The organism is Alteriqipengyuania halimionae, from assembly GCF_009827575.1.
GTDB lineage: Bacteria > Pseudomonadota > Alphaproteobacteria > Sphingomonadales > Sphingomonadaceae > Alteriqipengyuania_A > Alteriqipengyuania_A halimionae.
Genome location: NZ_WTYR01000001.1, coordinates 362797 through 379447, shown reverse-complemented (window position 1 = coordinate 379447; position 16651 = coordinate 362797). Strand labels below are relative to the sequence as shown.

Here is a 16651-nt window from a genome sequence, read left to right as displayed (position 1 = left end):
CTGTCGGCAGAAACGAATTACGGTGACAGGTGCGTAAACCCCTAAATTGACTTTCGGCTGCGCCGGGATATTCTTCGGCAATGCCTCGTCTCCCACGAATGGTTCCCCCCGGCGTCCCGCACCATGTCACCCAGCGAGGCAACCGGCGCGAAAAAACCTTCTTCGAGGAAGGCGACTACGCACTCTATCTCGATCTCCTGGCTGACGCGGGCGAGCGATACGGTGTGCAGATTTGATCCTACTGCCTTTTGCCCAATCATGTGCACATCATCGCGGTGCCGCGCGATGAAGACGGGCTGGGCCGCACCTTCCGCCATGTCCACCGCCACTACACCGGCTATATAAACGCAAGGCTGCGGGTAACCGGGCACTTGTGGCAGGGTAGGTTCTCATCGGTAGCGATGGACGAGCAGCATCTTTGCGCCGCGCTGCGGTATGTCGCGCTCAATCCGGTGCGCGCACGATTGGCCATGGTCCAGCGTGCGCGCGCATTTCGCGGAAACCGACGATCGTGTCGTGCGCACCGCGCCTGCGCTCGAGCGGGCCGGCGACTTCAGGGCATTCCTGGGAAAGGATTTCGACGAGGCACTCACCTATGCTGCGCTGAGAAAGGCCGAAACGCTCGGGCGCCCGATCGGCTCGCAGGAATGGCTGGAGGATATGGCCGCAAGAACGGGCCTCCCTCTCCTCCCCGGCAAACGCGGGCCGAAACCGAAAGTCGATTAGTGTTTACGTACCTTTCAGCTGAATTTCTGCCTTCAATCGCGACGGAGCGAGGCGCCGCTGCGTTCTTGTGCCGGAGACAAGTCCTCGCGTGGAGGCGGATATTCCTGGCCGACGGAGGGTGGCGCTGACTGTGCCATACTTCGCTCAGAGCCGGTGGCGGAGAGGGTGGGATTCGAACCCACGGTACGGTTTCCCGCACACCGCATTTCGAGTGCGGCGCATTCGACCTCTCTGCCACCTCTCCGCGAAGGGCTCTGCCTGAAGCGCGAAAGCGCCCGGTCGAACGAAGCGGCGCGGTTAGCCCAAGGCGGCCTGCTTGCCAACCCCGTTTTGCGCCGGAATGCCGCTTTTCGGGGGATGGGCCGACCGGCTTCATTGTAGGGCGGCAGGCCCGTTCCTATATTCGCCCCCATGAGTGGTCGTTCCATCTTCTTCTCGCCCCAGGCCGGTCGCAGTGTCGACGCCCCGATGCGCAATGCCTCCCGCTACGCCATCGGTGACGTCCTGCGCCATCGCCTGTTCGATTTTCGCGGGGTTGTGTTCGATATCGATCCCGTCTTCGCCAATAGCGACGAATGGTACGAGGCGATCCCCGAGAACATTCGTCCGGACAAGGACCAGCCGTTCTACCATCTCCTCGCCGAGAACGAGGACAGCAGCTACGTCGCCTATGTCAGCCAGCAGAATCTGGTCTTCGATGGCGACAGCGGCCCGGTGGACCATCCCAATGTCGCCGAAATCTTCGAAGAATTCACGGGCAGCCGATATCGCCTGCGCCGTTCGATGACGCACTGATCAGACGTCATCGCGGATCCAAGCATCGGCCGATCAGGAGCGGATCTTCCAACCGCTCTTGAGCAGGCGATAGGTCACGTAACCCAGCACCGCATTGAACGCGAGCAGGCCCAGCGAAGCCCACAGAACATGCGCGGCGTCGCCGATATCGCTCTGCCCGAGGAAGCCATAGCGGAAGCCCGAGATTACGTAAAAGAACGGGTTCGCGCGGCTGATCCCCTGGAACAGCGGCGAGAGATTGTGGATCGTGTAGAACGTGCCCGACAGCAGCGTCATCGGCGAGATGATGAAATTGGTCACCGCCGCGTTATGGTCGAACTTCTCGGCCCACATGCTCGTGATCAGGCCGGCAAGGCTCAGCATCAGCGCGCCCATCAGCCCGAACCAGGCGATTGCCCACGGGTGTTCGGCCGATAGCTCGACGCCGGGATAGAACGCCATCGCCAGTGCAACAGCGCCGCCAACCAGAACCGCGCGCGTCATCGCCGCGCCCACGATCGCGACCATCATCTCGGCCTCGGACAACGGCGGCATCATGTAATCGACGATCGTGCCCTGGATCTTGCCTACCAGCAGACCGAAGCTCGAATTGGCGAAGGCGTTGTTCATCATCCCCATCGCGATCAGGCCGGGGGCAACGAAGGTGGCGAAGTTCACACCGAGGATTTCGCGGTCCGATCGGCCGAACGCCACGGTGAAGATCACGAGGAACAGCAGGGTCGTGAGCGCCGGGGCCCAGATCGTCTGCGTCTGCACCTTGAAGAAACGGCGCACCTCCTTCATATAGAGCGTCCACAGACCGCGCCGGTTCACCCGGCCGATCTGCGGGACTCCCCGCTCGGGAAATGCAGCTTGTGCCGCTTCTGGTCGATCGACGGAAACCGGCTGGGTTGTCGCGGATTGGGAGGACATAGGCACGCGACTAACCGCGCGCCGAGACGAACACAAGCTGCGCGCCCGATCGCGCAGCGCAGGATATGGGATTTTCATGGCAGTCAGTTGGACCGACGAACGCATCGCCACGCTCAAGAAGATGTGGGAGGGCGGATCGACCGCCTCGCAGATCGCCGACGAACTGGGCGGCGTGTCGCGCAATGCGGTGATCGGCAAGGCACACCGCCTTGGCCTCAAGTCGCGCCCCTCGCCGGTCAAGGCAAACGACAAGCCTGCCAAGAAGAAGGCGGCCGCCAAGCCAGCAGCCAAGAAGGCGGCTCCGGCGAAGAAGGCTGCGCCCACGACCAAGCAGCCGCCCAAACCCGATCCCGTGCCGGCCCCTGCCCCCGTGCCCACTCCGGCCCCGATTACCGCGAAGCCAACCGAGGGCGGCCAATCGCAGCCAATCCCCAATCGAGCGCCCGACCTGCCCAAGATCGTATCCTACGGCCCCGGCGGCTTCCTGCGCCAGGGTCCGGGCGACCAGCAGGCACCGATCCCGCCAGCCCCGCCCCGCCGCCGCGTTCCGGCCAAGCCGAGCCCTGAAATCGCCGACAAGACGACATTGCTCGACTTGAACGATCGCATCTGCCGCTGGCCGATGGGCCATCCCGGCGAGCCCGACTTCCATTTCTGCGGGACCAAGGTGAACCCGGGCTTCCCCTATTGCGTCGAGCACTGCGGTCGGGCCTATCAGGCGCAGCTGCCGCGTGGCGCGCGCCGGCCCCCGCCCCCGCTGCCGTTCGGCGGCCCACGGGTGCGCTGAGCCTAGACGGTATTTAGTGGCCTGCCGGTGCAGATCGGCGGGCCCTTTTTTTCTGGGAGAGAGCCATGTCCTTCACCCTCTACGACGCCATCGTTCCTACGCTTCGCCAATTGCTCGGCGCATTGCCCGGCGTGATCGCCAAGGCGGAAGAACTGGTCGCTTCGAGCGACTGCACGGACGCCAACCTGCTCGAAGCAAGATTGGCCGACGATATGTGGCCGCTACCCTGGCATATCCGCGCATGCTGGATGCACAGCGCGTATGCGCTCGACCAGCTGGCCGACGGAGCGTTCACGCCGGACTTTACCGCGATCCCGGAAAGCTGGGACGAAATGCGCAGTTTGATTGCTGATGCCGAAGAGAGGCTCGCCGCAGCGACTCCGCAGGAGATCGATGCGATCGCCAATCGCGAGGTGAATTTCGTACTTGGCGGTGAGACACGTTTTACTCTGCCAGGCGAACGCTTCCTGCTGGGCTTCAATATGCCCAATTTCCAGTTCCACGCGACGACCTTCTACGACATCCTGCGGATGAAGGGCGTGCCGCTGTCGAAGCGCGATTACATGGGCAATCCGGCCGGGCCGATGTTCGAGGGGTGAAGGCTAGTTCGCGGCGCGCGTGAGGAAAATCACCGTTCCGAGATAGTCCGGATCTTCGACAAGCCAGCCCGGCGCGATCCATTCGCCATCCTCGACCACGCCGATCCTGTAGGGGAGCGACAAATCCTTGAGGCTGGCGAGATAGCGCTCATAATCCGGGATCGTGCGTCTTCCTTGATAGGTCTGCACGACGACCTCATCGATTGTGTCGGCCAGATCAGCCAGTGCAGCGGGATCGCCGTGCGCGCTCCAGTCGAGCAAGCCCGTGATCGATAGGCGATAGCCCTCTGGGAGATGGTCACGGCGGAAGGTGCGCAGGAAATCGCCGTAGCGATCAAGTCTCTTCGTGCCCGAATCGAAATCGATTTGTATCCCAACCAGATTGCTGCTCCGGCTCCAACGCGCGATCTCCTGGTCGAGGCGGCGATAGACGTTCTCGCCCCAATCGAGCGTCTCGGCGCGCACGACCAGCCATATCTTCGGGCCGGCCACGCGCGGCGGCTCGCGTAGCATTACGAGATCATCGGGGCTGTCCCTGCGCACTTCCCCCGCCAAAACATAGACGCTTTGCGCGCTTTCGAGACGTAGCGGTGGCGGAACGCCAGCCCACAGGAAGTAGCTGTCGGGTTCGAGCGTACGGGGCTCTTGCGCCTCGCAGGCCGCGAGCCCGAGCACTGCCCACATTACCAATAGTATTTGAGCTCTCTGGCCCATCGACTGTCCGTATACCGTGTCTTGAGTTCGTGGAACCAGGCCCTGCGTTGGCTCTGTGCAACGTCCTTGCCGCCGCAATCGTTACTGCCGGTCGGCGCATAGCAGCGCACAGCGCGATACAGCGCATAGGCTCGGTCCGCGGACTTGGCGGAGCGATGGGCGATCACCTGCTGGTACAGCGCCTGGCGCGGGATAAGCGCGCCCGGAAAAGCGTCCGGCCCGTCACCGAGTTCGCGCGGTGCGCCTGGCGGGCTGTTTTCATAACGGCCTGCATCCATCACGAAGCCGTTGAGGCGATAGAAATCGCCGAGGCAGAGCATTGCGTGAACATCGTTAGGATTGCGCGCTAGCGTGGCAGCGGTTGTCACGATGGCCGGACATTCATACTCTTCCGACCATCTTCCAGAGCGAAACTCGTCCAACGGATAGCGCTCCCCGGTATACGTTTCCTCGTCGAACGGCGCGTCCTTCGCGAACCCTTGCAGCAGTTCATGGTCGGCGACGAATGCGGCGTAATGGCCGCGAGAAAGATCCTTCCATAGAAGTGCTCTGAGCGCAGTGCGTCGTTCCGACGCTGGCAAACTGGCATCGCGGACCGCTGCGCGCAGGATCTCCGGTCCGGCGCTATCGCGCAGCAAAGTCGTGCGGATGAAGCTATCGGTGATCGGCGATCTGGCGGCGAAGACCTTGTCGAGCTGTCCGTTACGTTCGTAGTTCAGTGCGAGGCCAAGTTCAGCCAGCGGTCGTTGATACACCGGCTCGGCCCCGTTGATGAGGTCGCGCCAGAAGGCAGCCTCGTTGCGATCTCCACGCCGAGCGAGCGCCTGTCCGCGCAGAACCTGTCGGCTGAATGCAAGCGCATCGTAGCTGTCCGGCCGCGCGGCATCGGGAATGAGCTCGAGCACGCGACCATCATCGCGCGCGACGTAATAGGCGTGATTGGCCTGGAGAAAGGTGAAGAGCTCTCGCCGCCCCTCGAAGAGCGGCGCTTGCGCGGCGAGCACGGCAGTGGAGATCAGATCGTCTCCCTCATCGCTCTCCGAGCCCGGGAAACGCCGCATCCGCATGAGATCGCGCGTGGCCAGGAGCAACGGATCGACCAACGCCTCTACCATCTCGCCATCCCGCAGAACGATATTATCGATCTCGTCGAGCATACGGGAGAAATCGCTGCTGGCCGGATCGAGCGTTGCCATCGCCTCGGCATAAGTATGCGTAAGCGCCTTGCGCTGGCCCGCCAGCCACATGCCGCGTCGTTTCAGGCCGCGCGCCGATTTCGCATAGCGGCCGTCCGGATAGGCCGAGAGATAGAGGTCGAACAACCGCCCCGCCCGCTCGGCTTCGGCAGTGTTGGCCTTGGCCGCCCCCAGGAAATCACCCCATTGGCCGAAGGCGCCATCCTGCGCTGCATTGATGTCGACGCGTCCGAGCATATAGAGCGCGGTTTCGCGCACCCACGGATCGTCGGACTTCGTCAGGCTGCGATAGGCGCGCCGCGCCAGGTTCCACTCTCCGGCGTAGAACGCGTTCGACGCCACGAGGTAACGATAGAACGCATTGGCAACGCCCCGCGATGGCACATAGAATTCCAGCCCTGCGCGGCCCGCCCTGGCGTCGGCAGCGCAGGTCGCACCAAGCGCGTCGCGACCTTTGATGAGTGAGCGTTGGACCGGTGCAAGTACGCCCCCTGCCGCCTCGAGTGCCGAAGTGAACGCGGCGGTGCCGCTTTCCAGGCTCTGGCAGCGCGAACCGCCAAACGCCCCGTATCTATCCCCGTCCTCTTCCTCCTTGCGTGGCCAATAGGCCTGCCAGATATCGTCGAGGCCGAAATGGGTCGAATCGAACTCGCTCCACGGCCCCGGCTCCGGGCGGCTTGTCGGCATCGGCCGGAGGCCGCGCGCATCACGGATCAGCAGGATGAGATTGACCCGGCTATCGTTGCCCGGCGCGATCGCAGCGGTGTTGCTGCACGTCGAAGTCGCGTTTTCGAGCGAGACGGAGAAGTAGCAGCCCATATCGCTGCTTGCGCTTACAGGTGTCGCTGCCAGCAAACCGGTAGCGATCGCCGCAGCACCTATGAGCTGCCCCTGTATACGTTTGGCCATCGTCCCCTCGCGCCGGATTGCTTTGCGGGGAGGCTAGGGAGATTTGCCCTTCGACGCCAGAGTGAAGGCCTATTTGCGCGCGAACCAGAGCGTGTGGCGCGGACCCTTATTGTTGGGCCTCGCCCGCACTTCACGCACGTCCACGTGAAAGCCGGCATCCTTCAGCCGCCGTGTAAACTTGTGATCGGGGGCGGCAGACCACACCGACAGGATTCCGCCGGGGTTGAGCGCCTCGCGCGCCTTGGCCAAACCCGTGCGGGTGTAGAGGCGGTCATTGGGATCGCGCACGATCCCGTCGGGCCCGTTATCGACATCTAGCAGGATCGCATCGAACTTACCGGTGGTGCCATCATTGGCATCGTCGATCAGCGCTGCGACGTCGCATAACACCACCTCTCCACGCGGATGGTCGAGGCTATCACCGGTGAGAGAGGAAAGCGGTCCTCTCGCCCAATCGAGAATTTCCGGCACGATCTCGGCGACCACCACTTCGCCGCTATCGCCCACGGCACCTAACGCGGCGCGATAGGTGAAGCCCATACCATAACCGCCGATCAACACGCGCGGAGCCTTCGCACCGAGCTCGGCCAGCGTCAGCACCGCGAGTTGTTCTTCGGAGAACTGCATCCGCGTGCCCATCAGCTCGTCGCGGCCGAGCATGATGATGAAATCGCGCCCGTGCGAAACGAGCGTCAATTCCTCGCCATCGGGGATGCGGGCGGTGGCCAGGGTCTCGCGCGGCAGCATGTCTCAGGTCTCCGGCGGGGCGGGAAATTCGGTCGCGATCTGGAGGCGCGCGATGGTGCCCTGCCCGACCGGGCCGGCGTCCATCGCAAATTCGCCGCCGAGCGACTGCGCAAGCGTGCGAGCAATCTTCAGCCCCAGGCTTTCGGACTTGGCAAGGTCGAAGCCTGTCGGCAGCCCCTTCCCGTTATCGCCGATGATCACTTCCATCCCGTGCTCGTGCGGCGCGACGGTGACCACCACCTGTCCGGCGTCGGCCGAACCGAAGCCGTGCTCGATCGCGTTGCTCAGCGCTTCGGCAACGACCAGTGCGGTGGGGATCGCCTTGTCGGGGGGCAGCACGGTGTCGGCCTGCGCGGTGAATTCGTAATCGATCCCCTCGCGCCCGGACGCGGCGATCACGTCACGGCAGATCTGGTCAATATAGGCAGCCAGGCTCACCTGCGCGCCCTTGGGATCGTAAAGCTGGCGCTGGATGCGCCCGACCAGCCCGAGCCGGCGCGATGCTTCGTCGAGTGCGTCGCGTGCGCTTTCGTCGGTCAGGCGGTTCTTCTGCAGGGCGATCAGCGAGCCGACCATCTGGAGGTTGTTGCCGACCCGGTGCTGCAGCTCGCTGAACAATACTTCGGTGTTTTCCTTCAGCGCCAGCGAATGGCGGCGCTCCTCGTCGAGCGCACCGTTGGCGCTCTGCATCCAGTGGATCAGCGAAATATCGACCGTGACGATGAAGGCATAGAAGGCCAGGGCGACCGTCGAATTGAAGCTAAGTGCGAAGCTTTCAAACGGAGCGATGAAAAAATACCACGCCAGCAACCCGCACAATACCGCCGCCAGGCTCCCGGCGCGCGCGCCGAAAAAGAATGCGGCGAAAATGACCGCCGGAAAGAAAGTGACGTAGGGAAAGCCGGGGGGCAGGTCGTTCCCGATTTCGTAGCGGACGAACCAAGCGACAAGCGTCAGCGCCAGTGCCGCGCCGTAGCCTATCCAGGGTCGATTCCGTGCGATCGGCAACCGACCGACAAGCCCCCGCAAACCCTTCTTCGAATTCATCGTCGTTTCATCCTTCAACCGCGGCGTCTGGCAAGGAAATCGTTCAACCGCAAAGAAAAAGGGCCGCGACGCTAACGCCGCGGCCCTCTCCTATTCGTATTCGCCGAAGGATCAGTCCTTCAGGAAGTCCGGAACGTGGCCTTCGCCACCGCTTTTGCCGCCGCCGTCGCGATCGCCGCGGCGTCCGCCACGATCGGGATTGCGATCGCGGCTGCCGCGCGGCCCGCGACGGTCACTGCCACCACGCGATTCGCGCGGCGGGCGGGTGTCCTCGAGCTCTTCGCCGGTTTCCTGGTCCACGACGCGCATCGACAGGCGGACCTTGCCGCGCTGGTCGATCTCGAGAACCTTGACCTTCACTTCCTGGCCTTCCGACACGACGTCGGTCGGCTTGTCGACACGCTCTTCCTTCATTTCGGAGACGTGGACGAGGCCGTCCTTGCCACCCATGAAGTTCACGAACGCACCGAAATCGACGATGTTGACGACCTTGCCGGTGTAGATCTTGCCGACTTCGGCTTCCTCGACGATGCCTTCGATCCAGGCCTTGGCGGCTTCGATCTGGCTATTGTCGGAGGACGAGATCTTGATGATCCCTTCGTCGTCGATGTCGACCTTGGCACCGGTTTCTGCGACGATTTCGCGGATGACCTTGCCGCCCGTGCCGATCACGTCACGGATCTTCGACTTGTCGATTTCCATGGTGACGATGCGCGGAGCATGCTCGGAAACCTCGGTGCGGGCCGAGCCCAGCGCCTTGGTCATTTCACCCAGGATGTGCGCACGGCCGGCTTTCGCCTGTTCCAGCGCCTTGCCCATGATTTCCTTGGTAATCCCGGCAACCTTGATGTCCATCTGGAGCGAGGTGATGCCATTCTCCGAACCGGCGACCTTGAAGTCCATGTCGCCGAGGTGATCTTCGTCACCCAGGATGTCCGACAGGACGGCGAAGTCGTCGCCTTCGAGGATCAGGCCCATCGCGATGCCCGAGACCGGACGATCGATCGGAACGCCGGCATCCATCATCGACAGACAGCCACCGCACACGGTCGCCATCGAGGACGAGCCGTTGGACTCGGTGATGTCCGACAGGATGCGGATCGTGTACGGGAAGTCCTCGTGGTTCGGCAGCACAGGGTGCAGCGCACGCCATGCGAGCTTACCGTGACCGGTTTCGCGGCGGCTGGTGAAGCCGAAGCGGCCCACTTCGCCGACCGAATAGGGCGGGAAGTTGTAGTGCAGCATGAAGGGCGAGTAGCTCAGGCCCTCGAGGCCGTCGATCATCTGCTCGGCATCCTTGGTGCCCAGCGTGGTGGTGCAGATCGCCTGCGTCTCACCACGCGTGAACAGCGCCGAACCGTGGGTGCGGGGCAGCAGGCCGACCATCGCTTCGATCGGGCGAACCTGATCGAGCTTGCGACCGTCGATGCGCTGGCCGTCCTTTAGGATGGCACCGCGAACGATTTCCGCTTCCAGCTTCTTGACCGCCTTGTTGGCGACCATCTGCGTCTGCGGCTCATCGTCGGCGAAGGCTTCCTTGGCCTTGGCGCGCGCGTCGTTGAGCGCATCCGAGCGGGCCGACTTGTCGGTCAGCCTGTAAGCAGCGGCGATGTCGTCACCGACGATACCGCGCAGCTTTTCCTTGATCGCCGAGGTATCGTCCGACTGGTCGATATCCCAAGGATCCTTGGCAGCCTGCTCGGCCAGATCGATGATCGCACCGATGACCTTGCGGCTTTCATCATGCGCGAACATGACGGCGCCGAGCATTTCCTCTTCGGTCAGCTCCTTGGCTTCGGATTCGACCATCATCACCGCGTCCTGCGTTGCGGCGACGACGAGGTCGAGACGACCTTCTTCATCAAGTGCAGACGAGAGCGACGGGTTCAGTTCATATTCGCCATTGCGGAATCCGACGCGTGCGCCGCCGATCGGGCCCATGAAGGGCACGCCCGAGATGGTCAGCGCAGCCGAGGCGGCGATCATCGCAACGATATCGGGCTCGGTCTCGCCATCATACGACAGGACTTGGCAGATCACGTTGATTTCGTTGTAGAAACCTTCGGGGAAGAGCGGCCGCACGGGGCGGTCGATCAGGCGCGAGGTCAGCGTTTCCTTCTCCGTGGCGCGACCTTCGCGCTTGAAGAAGCCGCCCGGGATACGGCCCGCAGCGGAGAATTTTTCTTGGTAGTGGACGGTCAGCGGGAAGAAGTCCTGCCCTTCGCGAACACTCTTGGCGGCGGTCACGGCGCACAGCACCACGGTTTCGCCATAGGTGGCCAAAACGGCGCCGTCTGCCTGACGGGCGATCTGGCCGGTTTCGAGGGTGAGGGTTTTTCCGCCCCACTCGATCGATACGGTTTTCTTGTCGAACATGTATTTTCCTAAATGACCCGCCGCGCCTGATTGCATCGGCGGGGCCTACTGCCGGGGATACCGTCCCGGTCCGGTGCGGGGCTTGTCTTGTCGCCCCAGAAAGCCACCCTTGCCGGATTGCAAAGGAAGCCGGATGCGAAAGAGGCGGCCCTTTGTGGGAGCCGCCTCTCGCGAAACTCTTATTTACGCAGACCCAGCTTCTGGATCAGATCGTTGTAGCGTCCCAGATCCTTGCGCTTGAGATAGGCAAGGAGGTTGCGGCGCTTGTTGACCATCATGAGGAGCCCGCGACGCGAGTGATTGTCCTTGTGGTGGTCCTTGAAGTGATCCGTCAGGTTGCGGATACGTTCGGTCAGGATCGCGACCTGGACTTCCGGCGAACCGGTATCGCCCTTGGTGGTGGCGTTATCCTTGATGATTTCGTTTTTCTTCTCGGCAGTGACCGACATTTCTTCTTACTCCGCGGTATCCGGTAGGTTGAAACCCCGAACCACTTTCATGGTCCCGCCTGCGAGTTCGACCAGCGCCACCGGCACATTGCGGTGGGTCGCACAGTAGAGCCCGTCGGCATGGGGCAGTCCGGAAACGACCCGGCCCTGGCGGGCCGCCTGCGCATCGTCCGGGTCGAGGGATAGGGCCGGGATACCGTCCAGCCCCGCCTCCAGCGGCAGGATCAGGTCTTCAAGGCTCGCGCCCTTAGAGATTTCGTCCAGTTTGTCCAGCGAAATCGCCTGCGTCTCGGTGAAGGGACCGGCCTTGATGCGACGGAGATAGGTAACGTGCCCGACCGTTCCAAGCGCATGCGCGATATCCCGTGCAAGAGACCGGATATACGTGCCCTTGGAGACATGCGCGACGAGCGTCACCGCCTCGGCAAATTCGATCGGCGCGCTAGGATCGAGCGCGTCGTGTCGCCCGGTACCGAGCGCGAACGCCGAGATCGCGAGCTCGTTATCGTCGCGCGCACCCCCGGCGAAAACGAGCGAATGCACCGTCACACTACGCGTCGCGAGTTCGACCTCCTCGCCTTTGCGGGCAAGGTCGTAGGCGCGCTGGCCGTCGACCTTGAGCGCCGAATATTTCGGCGGCACCTGCTCGATCGGACCCGTGAAATGCTCGAGCACCGCGGCCACCGCCGCCATGGGCGGGCGCCGGTCGGAGGTGCGAACCACCTCGCCCTCGGTGTCGAGCGTGTCGGTCTGTTCGCCGAACTGGACCGTGAACTCGTAGATCTTGTCGCTGTCGAGCATACGGCCGGCGAGCTTGGTCGCCTCGCCCAGCGCGATCGGCAGCACGCCTTCGGCCAGCGGGTCGAGCGTGCCGCCATGGCCGACCTTGGTCTTGGGCAGGCCGGCCTCGCGGATCGCGCGCTTGACCCGGCCGACCGCCTGGGTCGAGCCCAGCCCGCGCGGCTTGTCGAGAATGAGCCAGCCGTTGAGCGGCATCACGAGCCCAGGACCTGCGCGACGAAGGTCGCGACGTCCTGATATTGGCCCAGCATCCAGTTGAGCGGCGGATAGAAGATCGTCTCGATGATACCGGCATTGGGAAAGGCCCAGGTCGCCGCGATCAAGACCACCAGCACAAGAATGCCGTATTGCTGCAGCTTCGCGTAGTGATGGGCGAGCGAGCGCGGCAGCAGGCCTTGCGCAATATGCCCGCCGTCAAAGGGCGGTATCGGCAGCAGGTTGAACAGCGCGAGGAAGCTGTTGATCAGGATGAACGTGCTGAAGAACTGAGCCGTGAATTCCATTCCCGGGCCCTGCATGCCGGGAGAGAACGCAGCGATCGCGCCGAGCAGGACCGCCGCGATCCAGGCCAGAACGATATTGGTCATCGGCCCTGCGGCAGCCACCGCCACCATACCCCAGCGCGGATTTCTCAATCGCCGGAATTGCACCGGCACCGGCTTGGCCCAACCGAAGATCGGCCCGCCGAACAAGGCGAGCGCGCCCGGTACGATCAGCGTGCCGACCGGATCGACATGGCGGATCGGATTGAGCGACAGCCGCCGCTGCTCCTTCGCCGTCGGATCGCCGAGCGCCAGCGCGGTCCAGCCATGCGCGACTTCGTGAAACACGATCGCGACGATCAGGCACGGGACCAGGATCGCAATGAGGAGAAGGGTGTCTGTCATGCCAGGCTAGATAGGGAGTGCCGCACGATTACCAAAGCCAGTTCATCGAACGGAGGATCAGGACAGCGCCTCGACGAAATGCCTGCGGCACATGGCGACATAGCGGTCGTTGCCGCCGATCTCGGTCTGCGCGCCCGCCTTCACCGGCCGGCCAGTATCGTCGACGCGCAGATTCATGGTCGCCTTGCGCCCGCATTTGCAGACCGATTTCAGCTCCACCAGCGAATCCGCGATGCCCAGCAGCACCGCCGATCCCGGAAACAGCGCGCCCTGGAAATCGGTGCGCAAACCGTAGCACAGCACCGGGATATCGTGCGTGTCCGCTAGCCGCGCGAGTTGCCAGACCTGGGCTTCGGTCAGGAACTGCGCCTCGTCCACCATCACACAGGCGAGCGGCTCTTCCGCATGCTGTCGCAGCACGTGGGATTCGATATCGGTATCGGGCTCGAACCGATGGGCATCGCTCGCCAGCCCGATCCGCGAGCTGATCGCCCCGAAGCCCGGTCGGTCGTCGATCGCGGCGGTCCACAGCGACACCTTCATCTCGCGTTCGCCATAGTTGAACGCGGCCTGGAGGAGGTTCGAACTCTTCCCCGCGTTCATCGAGGCGTAGTAGAAATAGAGCTTGGCCATGCGCGTAGCCTATCCGATCACCGTCATTGCGAGAAGCGACGCAATGCCGAGCTAGTCATCCTCGTCCAGATCGCGCTTCACGCGCGGATCGTCGAGCAGGCTTTCTATGCGATCGGCCTCGTCGAAACTCTCGTCGGCGCGGAATTGCAGCTTGGGCGCGAATTTGAGCCCGAGGCGCTGGGCGACCTCCTTCTGGAAGAACGCCGTGTTTGTGCGCAGCGCCTTGAGCACTGCTGCCTCGTCCTCGCCTAGCAGCGGCTTGGCATAGACCTTGGCCTGCCGCAGATCGGGCGACATCCGCACCTCGGTGACCGAGATATTCGTCGCGCGCAGCGTATCGTCATGCGCCTCGCCGCGTGCGAGCAGTTCCGACAGGATATGCCGAACCCGCTCGCCCACCTTGAGGACGCGGACCGATTGCTGTTCGGGTGTGGATGGGTTCTTGGCCATAGATATCCTCCCCTCCCGACATCGGGAGGGGCTGTTCGGATTAAAGCGTCCGTTCTTCCTCGTTCACCTCGAACACTTCGAGCTGGTCACCCGGCTTGATGTCGTTGGTGTCTTCGAGGACCACGCCGCATTCGAGGCCCGAGCGGACTTCGTCCACATCGTCCTTGAAGCGCCGCAGCGAGGCGATGGTCGTCGCCGAGACGATGACGTCGTCGCGGGTGAGACGCGCATGGAGACCTTTGCGGATAACGCCTTCGACCACCAGCAGACCGGCTGCCTTGTCCTTCTTGCCGGACTTGAAGACTTCCTTGATCTCGGCACGGCCCATGACATTTTCGACCTTGAGCGGGCCGAGTTCGCCAAGCATCTCCTTGGTGATCTCGTCGGTCAGGTGATAGATCACGTCGTGATACATCATCCGCACGCCATCACGCTTCACCAGCTCGCGTGCCTTCGGATTGGGACGCACGTTGAAGCCGATGATCGGGGCCTTGGAGGCGCCGGCCAGCTGCACGTCGCTTTCGGTGATCGCACCCACGCCTGCATGCAGCACGCGGACCTTAATGTCGTCGTTCGAAAGATTGTGCAGCGCGGTGGTGATCGCTTCAACCGAACCCTTGACGTCGGCCTTCACCAGCACCGGGAATTCGATGACGTTCGACTGCATGTTGTTGAACATCGTGTCGAAATTGGTCGGCGCGAGTGCGGTGCGGCTTTCGGTGGCCTTGGCCTGGCGGAACTCGGCAACCTCGCGGGCACGCTGTTCGTTCTCGACCACGGTCATCTGATCGCCGGCATCGGGAACGCCGCCCAGGCCCAGCACTTCGACCGGGGTCGAGGGGCCAGCTTCCTTCACCTGCTTGCCATTGTCGTCGATCAGCGCGCGCACACGGCCGCTTTCGGTGCCGACCACGAAGGTGTCGCCACGCTTGAGCGTACCGCGGGTGACGAGCACCGTGGCCACCGGTCCACGGCCCTTGTCGAGCTGCGCTTCGATGACGGTCGCCTCGGCTGCGCGATCGGGGCGTGCCTTCAGTTCGAGCAGTTCGGCCTGGAGGTTGATCGCATCGACCAGCTTATCGAGCCCGGTGCCCTTGGTTGCGGAGACTTCCACGTCCTGCACGTCGCCCGACATCGCCTCGACGATGACTTCATGCTCGAGCAGGCGCTCGCGGATCTTCTGGGCATTGGCCTCTGGCTTGTCGATCTTGTTGATCGCCACGATGATCGGCGTGTTGGCCGCCTTGGCGTGATTGATGGCCTCGATCGTCTGCGGCATGATGCCGTCATCCGCCGCGACCACCAGGATCACGATGTCGGTCACGTTGGCGCCGCGCTGGCGCATTTCGGTGAACGCAGCGTGGCCCGGCGTATCGAGCACGGTGATCTTCGACTTGTCCTTGGCCGTGATCTGGTAGGCGCCGATATGCTGGGTGATGCCGCCGGCCTCGCCCTTGGTCACATTGGTCTTGCGCAAGGCATCGAGCAGCGAGGTCTTGCCGTGATCGACATGGCCCATCACTGCGACGACCGGCGCACGCGGCTTCAGCGTCTCTTCGGGGTCCTGATCCTCGGTCGTGTTGATATCGACATCGGCTTCGGAGACACGCTCGACATTGTGGCCGAACTGATCGACCAGCAATTCCGCGGTATCCTGGTCGATCGTCTGGTTGACGGTGACCATCATGCCGAGATTGAACAGTTCCTTGACCAGGTCGGCGCCCTTCTCGGCCATGCGGTTGGCAAGTTCCTGCACCGTGATCGCTTCGGGCACGACGACGTCGCGAACCTGCTTCTCACGCGGCTTTGAGGGGCCGCCCTGGGCGCGGCGTTCCTTTTCGCGCGCACGCTTGAGCGCGGCGAGCGAACGGGCGCGACGGCCCTCGTCCTCGTTGAGCGCCTTGTTGACGGTGAGCTTGCCCGAGCGGCGCTTGTCGTTGCCACCGCCGCCACCGGCTGCGGCGCCGCGCGCGGGCTTCTTCTCTTCCTTTTTCGCCGGACGCTTGGGCTCGGGCCGGGCGACCGGCGTGAACTTGCGCGGGGCAGGCGTCTTGGAATCGCTGTCCGCAGCGGCTGCGGCGGCCGACGCATCGGCAGCGGCTTCCGCTTCGGCATCGGCAGCCTTGGCTTCGTCCTTGGCGGCCTTGGCTTCGTCCTTCACCGCCTGCTTGGCGTCCTCGGAAGCCTGCTTTTCGGCCTCTTCCTTGGCCTTCTGCTTGTCCTCGGCGCGCTGCTTTTCTTCCTGCTCGCGTTCCTTGGCCTTGCGCTCATCGCGCTTGCGGGCTTCCTCGGCCATGCGCAGGCGATCTTCTTCGGCCTCGCGCTGGAGACGCGCGACGCGTTCCTGCGGCGTTTCGGCATCGGGCGCGGGCCGCTTGGGCGCGGGCTTCTTGGCCGCCGGAGCCGGAGCGGGTGCAGGCGCCGGTTCGGGCGTCGGGGCAGGTGCAGGCGTAGGGGCAGGTGCCGCTGCGGGCTCCTCGCCCGGCTTCACCAGCTTGCGCCGACGCTTGACCTCGACCGCGACCTTGTTGGTCCGACCGTGGCTGAAGGTCTGCTTGACCTCGCCCGGCTGACTCCCTTTGAGGGTCAGCGGCTTGCGGGCTGGTTTCTTCTCATCGCTCAT

Annotated in this window: 17 protein-coding genes and 1 tRNA gene; 5 read left to right on the top strand and 13 right to left on the bottom strand. The window is 63.4% G+C overall.

Features of this window, described 5'->3' with window-relative positions; translation table 11 throughout:
* Positions 1 to 98: 98 nt before the first annotated feature.
* Together GRI68_RS13590 and GRI68_RS13700 are read left to right on the top strand one after the other, a co-directional pair.
* The gene (locus GRI68_RS13590) at positions 99 to 236 is read left to right on the top strand and encodes a hypothetical protein (protein WP_199799694.1); all 138 of its coding nucleotides are present in this window, start codon (positions 99 to 101) and stop codon (positions 234 to 236) included.
* A gap of 244 nt (positions 237 to 480) precedes the next feature.
* The gene (locus tag GRI68_RS13700; RefSeq protein ID WP_234028684.1) at positions 481 to 726 is read left to right on the top strand and encodes a hypothetical protein; all 246 of its coding nucleotides are present in this window, start codon (positions 481 to 483) and stop codon (positions 724 to 726) included.
* 154 nt (positions 727 to 880) lie between these two features.
* On the opposite strand, the gene GRI68_RS01930 is transcribed toward GRI68_RS13700, so the two are convergent.
* A tRNA-Ser gene (locus GRI68_RS01930) sits at positions 881 to 970 on the bottom strand.
* Positions 971 to 1137: 167 nt separating this feature from the next.
* Between GRI68_RS01930 and hspQ the strand changes: the two genes are divergently transcribed.
* Positions 1138 to 1521: a heat shock protein HspQ gene (gene hspQ / locus GRI68_RS01925; RefSeq protein ID WP_160615449.1), complete on the top strand. Its 384-nt coding sequence runs from the start codon at positions 1138 to 1140 to the stop codon at positions 1519 to 1521.
* 33 nt (positions 1522 to 1554) lie between these two features.
* Here the strand turns inward: hspQ and GRI68_RS01920 are convergent, their stop codons facing one another.
* Complete coding sequence (locus GRI68_RS01920; RefSeq protein ID WP_160615448.1) at positions 1555 to 2433, bottom strand: ABC transporter permease; 879 nt, start codon at positions 2431 to 2433, stop codon at positions 1555 to 1557.
* Positions 2434 to 2509: 76 nt separating this feature from the next.
* On the opposite strand from GRI68_RS01920, the gene GRI68_RS01915 reads away from it, so the two are divergent.
* Together GRI68_RS01915 and GRI68_RS01910 are read left to right on the top strand one after the other, a co-directional pair.
* Entirely contained in the window at positions 2510 to 3220 is a 711-nt protein-coding gene (locus tag GRI68_RS01915) for a GcrA family cell cycle regulator (RefSeq protein WP_160615447.1), read from the top strand.
* Between the two features lie 65 nt (positions 3221 to 3285).
* A complete protein-coding gene (locus tag GRI68_RS01910; RefSeq protein WP_160615446.1) occupies positions 3286 to 3819 on the top strand; it encodes a DUF1993 domain-containing protein in 534 nt (177 codons plus the stop codon).
* Positions 3820 to 3822: 3 nt separating this feature from the next.
* Here the strand turns inward: GRI68_RS01910 and GRI68_RS01905 are convergent, their stop codons facing one another.
* The 11 genes from GRI68_RS01905 to infB all read right to left on the bottom strand — a co-directional run bounded on the left by GRI68_RS01905 (position 3823) and on the right by infB (position 16651).
* Positions 3823 to 4503, bottom strand: a complete 681-nt coding sequence (locus GRI68_RS01905; RefSeq protein WP_160615445.1) for a DUF3142 domain-containing protein — start codon at positions 4501 to 4503, stop codon at positions 3823 to 3825.
* Positions 4503 to 6638, bottom strand: a complete 2136-nt coding sequence (locus GRI68_RS01900) for a hypothetical protein (RefSeq protein ID WP_160615444.1) — start codon at positions 6636 to 6638, stop codon at positions 4503 to 4505. Before GRI68_RS01900 ends, GRI68_RS01905 begins: the two co-directional genes overlap by 1 nt.
* Before the next feature lie 69 nt (positions 6639 to 6707).
* Positions 6708 to 7385 (bottom strand): spermidine synthase family protein, encoded by a 678-nt coding sequence (locus GRI68_RS01895; RefSeq protein WP_160615443.1) that lies wholly within the window; start codon positions 7383 to 7385, stop codon positions 6708 to 6710.
* A gap of 3 nt (positions 7386 to 7388) precedes the next feature.
* A complete protein-coding gene (locus GRI68_RS01890; protein ID WP_160615442.1) occupies positions 7389 to 8432 on the bottom strand; it encodes a sensor histidine kinase in 1044 nt (347 codons plus the stop codon).
* A gap of 111 nt (positions 8433 to 8543) precedes the next feature.
* Positions 8544 to 10808: a polyribonucleotide nucleotidyltransferase gene (gene pnp / locus GRI68_RS01885; protein WP_160615441.1), complete on the bottom strand. Its 2265-nt coding sequence runs from the start codon at positions 10806 to 10808 to the stop codon at positions 8544 to 8546.
* Between the two features lie 179 nt (positions 10809 to 10987).
* Positions 10988 to 11257, bottom strand: coding sequence for a 30S ribosomal protein S15 (gene rpsO / locus GRI68_RS01880; protein WP_160615440.1), 270 nt, complete (start codon positions 11255 to 11257; stop codon positions 10988 to 10990).
* Between the two features lie 6 nt (positions 11258 to 11263).
* Positions 11264 to 12253 (bottom strand): tRNA pseudouridine(55) synthase TruB, encoded by a 990-nt coding sequence (truB, locus tag GRI68_RS01875; RefSeq protein ID WP_160617794.1) that lies wholly within the window; start codon positions 12251 to 12253, stop codon positions 11264 to 11266.
* The gene (locus GRI68_RS01870) at positions 12253 to 12945 is read right to left on the bottom strand and encodes a site-2 protease family protein (RefSeq protein ID WP_160615439.1); all 693 of its coding nucleotides are present in this window, start codon (positions 12943 to 12945) and stop codon (positions 12253 to 12255) included. Before GRI68_RS01870 ends, truB begins: the two co-directional genes overlap by 1 nt.
* A gap of 57 nt (positions 12946 to 13002) precedes the next feature.
* Complete coding sequence (locus tag GRI68_RS01865) at positions 13003 to 13578, bottom strand: thymidine kinase (RefSeq protein WP_160615438.1); 576 nt, start codon at positions 13576 to 13578, stop codon at positions 13003 to 13005.
* 51 nt (positions 13579 to 13629) lie between these two features.
* Positions 13630 to 14028, bottom strand: a complete 399-nt coding sequence (gene rbfA / locus GRI68_RS01860; protein ID WP_160615437.1) for a 30S ribosome-binding factor RbfA — start codon at positions 14026 to 14028, stop codon at positions 13630 to 13632.
* 40 nt (positions 14029 to 14068) lie between these two features.
* Entirely contained in the window at positions 14069 to 16651 is a 2583-nt protein-coding gene (gene infB / locus GRI68_RS01855; protein WP_160615436.1) for a translation initiation factor IF-2, read from the bottom strand.

Coding starts and splice junctions, on each gene's coding strand:
- GRI68_RS13590 (WP_199799694.1), top strand. CDS start 99: ATGGTTCCCCCCGGCGTCCCGCACCATGTCACCCAGCGAGGCAACCGG.
- hspQ (WP_160615449.1), top strand. CDS start 1,138: ATGAGTGGTCGTTCCATCTTCTTCTCGCCCCAGGCCGGTCGCAGTGTC.
- GRI68_RS01920 (WP_160615448.1), bottom strand. CDS start 2,433: ATGTCCTCCCAATCCGCGACAACCCAGCCGGTTTCCGTCGATCGACCA.
- GRI68_RS01915 (WP_160615447.1), top strand. CDS start 2,510: ATGGCAGTCAGTTGGACCGACGAACGCATCGCCACGCTCAAGAAGATG.
- GRI68_RS01910 (WP_160615446.1), top strand. CDS start 3,286: ATGTCCTTCACCCTCTACGACGCCATCGTTCCTACGCTTCGCCAATTG.
- GRI68_RS01905 (WP_160615445.1), bottom strand. CDS start 4,503: ATGTGGGCAGTGCTCGGGCTCGCGGCCTGCGAGGCGCAAGAGCCCCGT.
- GRI68_RS01900 (WP_160615444.1), bottom strand. CDS start 6,638: ATGGCCAAACGTATACAGGGGCAGCTCATAGGTGCTGCGGCGATCGCT.
- GRI68_RS01895 (WP_160615443.1), bottom strand. CDS start 7,385: ATGCTGCCGCGCGAGACCCTGGCCACCGCCCGCATCCCCGATGGCGAG.
- GRI68_RS01890 (WP_160615442.1), bottom strand. CDS start 8,432: ATGAATTCGAAGAAGGGTTTGCGGGGGCTTGTCGGTCGGTTGCCGATC.
- pnp (WP_160615441.1), bottom strand. CDS start 10,808: ATGTTCGACAAGAAAACCGTATCGATCGAGTGGGGCGGAAAAACCCTC.
- rpsO (WP_160615440.1), bottom strand. CDS start 11,257: ATGTCGGTCACTGCCGAGAAGAAAAACGAAATCATCAAGGATAACGCC.
- truB (WP_160617794.1), bottom strand. CDS start 12,253: ATGCCGCTCAACGGCTGGCTCATTCTCGACAAGCCGCGCGGGCTGGGC.
- GRI68_RS01870 (WP_160615439.1), bottom strand. CDS start 12,945: ATGACAGACACCCTTCTCCTCATTGCGATCCTGGTCCCGTGCCTGATC.
- GRI68_RS01865 (WP_160615438.1), bottom strand. CDS start 13,578: ATGGCCAAGCTCTATTTCTACTACGCCTCGATGAACGCGGGGAAGAGT.
- rbfA (WP_160615437.1), bottom strand. CDS start 14,028: ATGGCCAAGAACCCATCCACACCCGAACAGCAATCGGTCCGCGTCCTC.
- infB (WP_160615436.1), bottom strand. CDS start 16,651: ATGAGCGATGAGAAGAAACCAGCCCGCAAGCCGCTGACCCTCAAAGGG.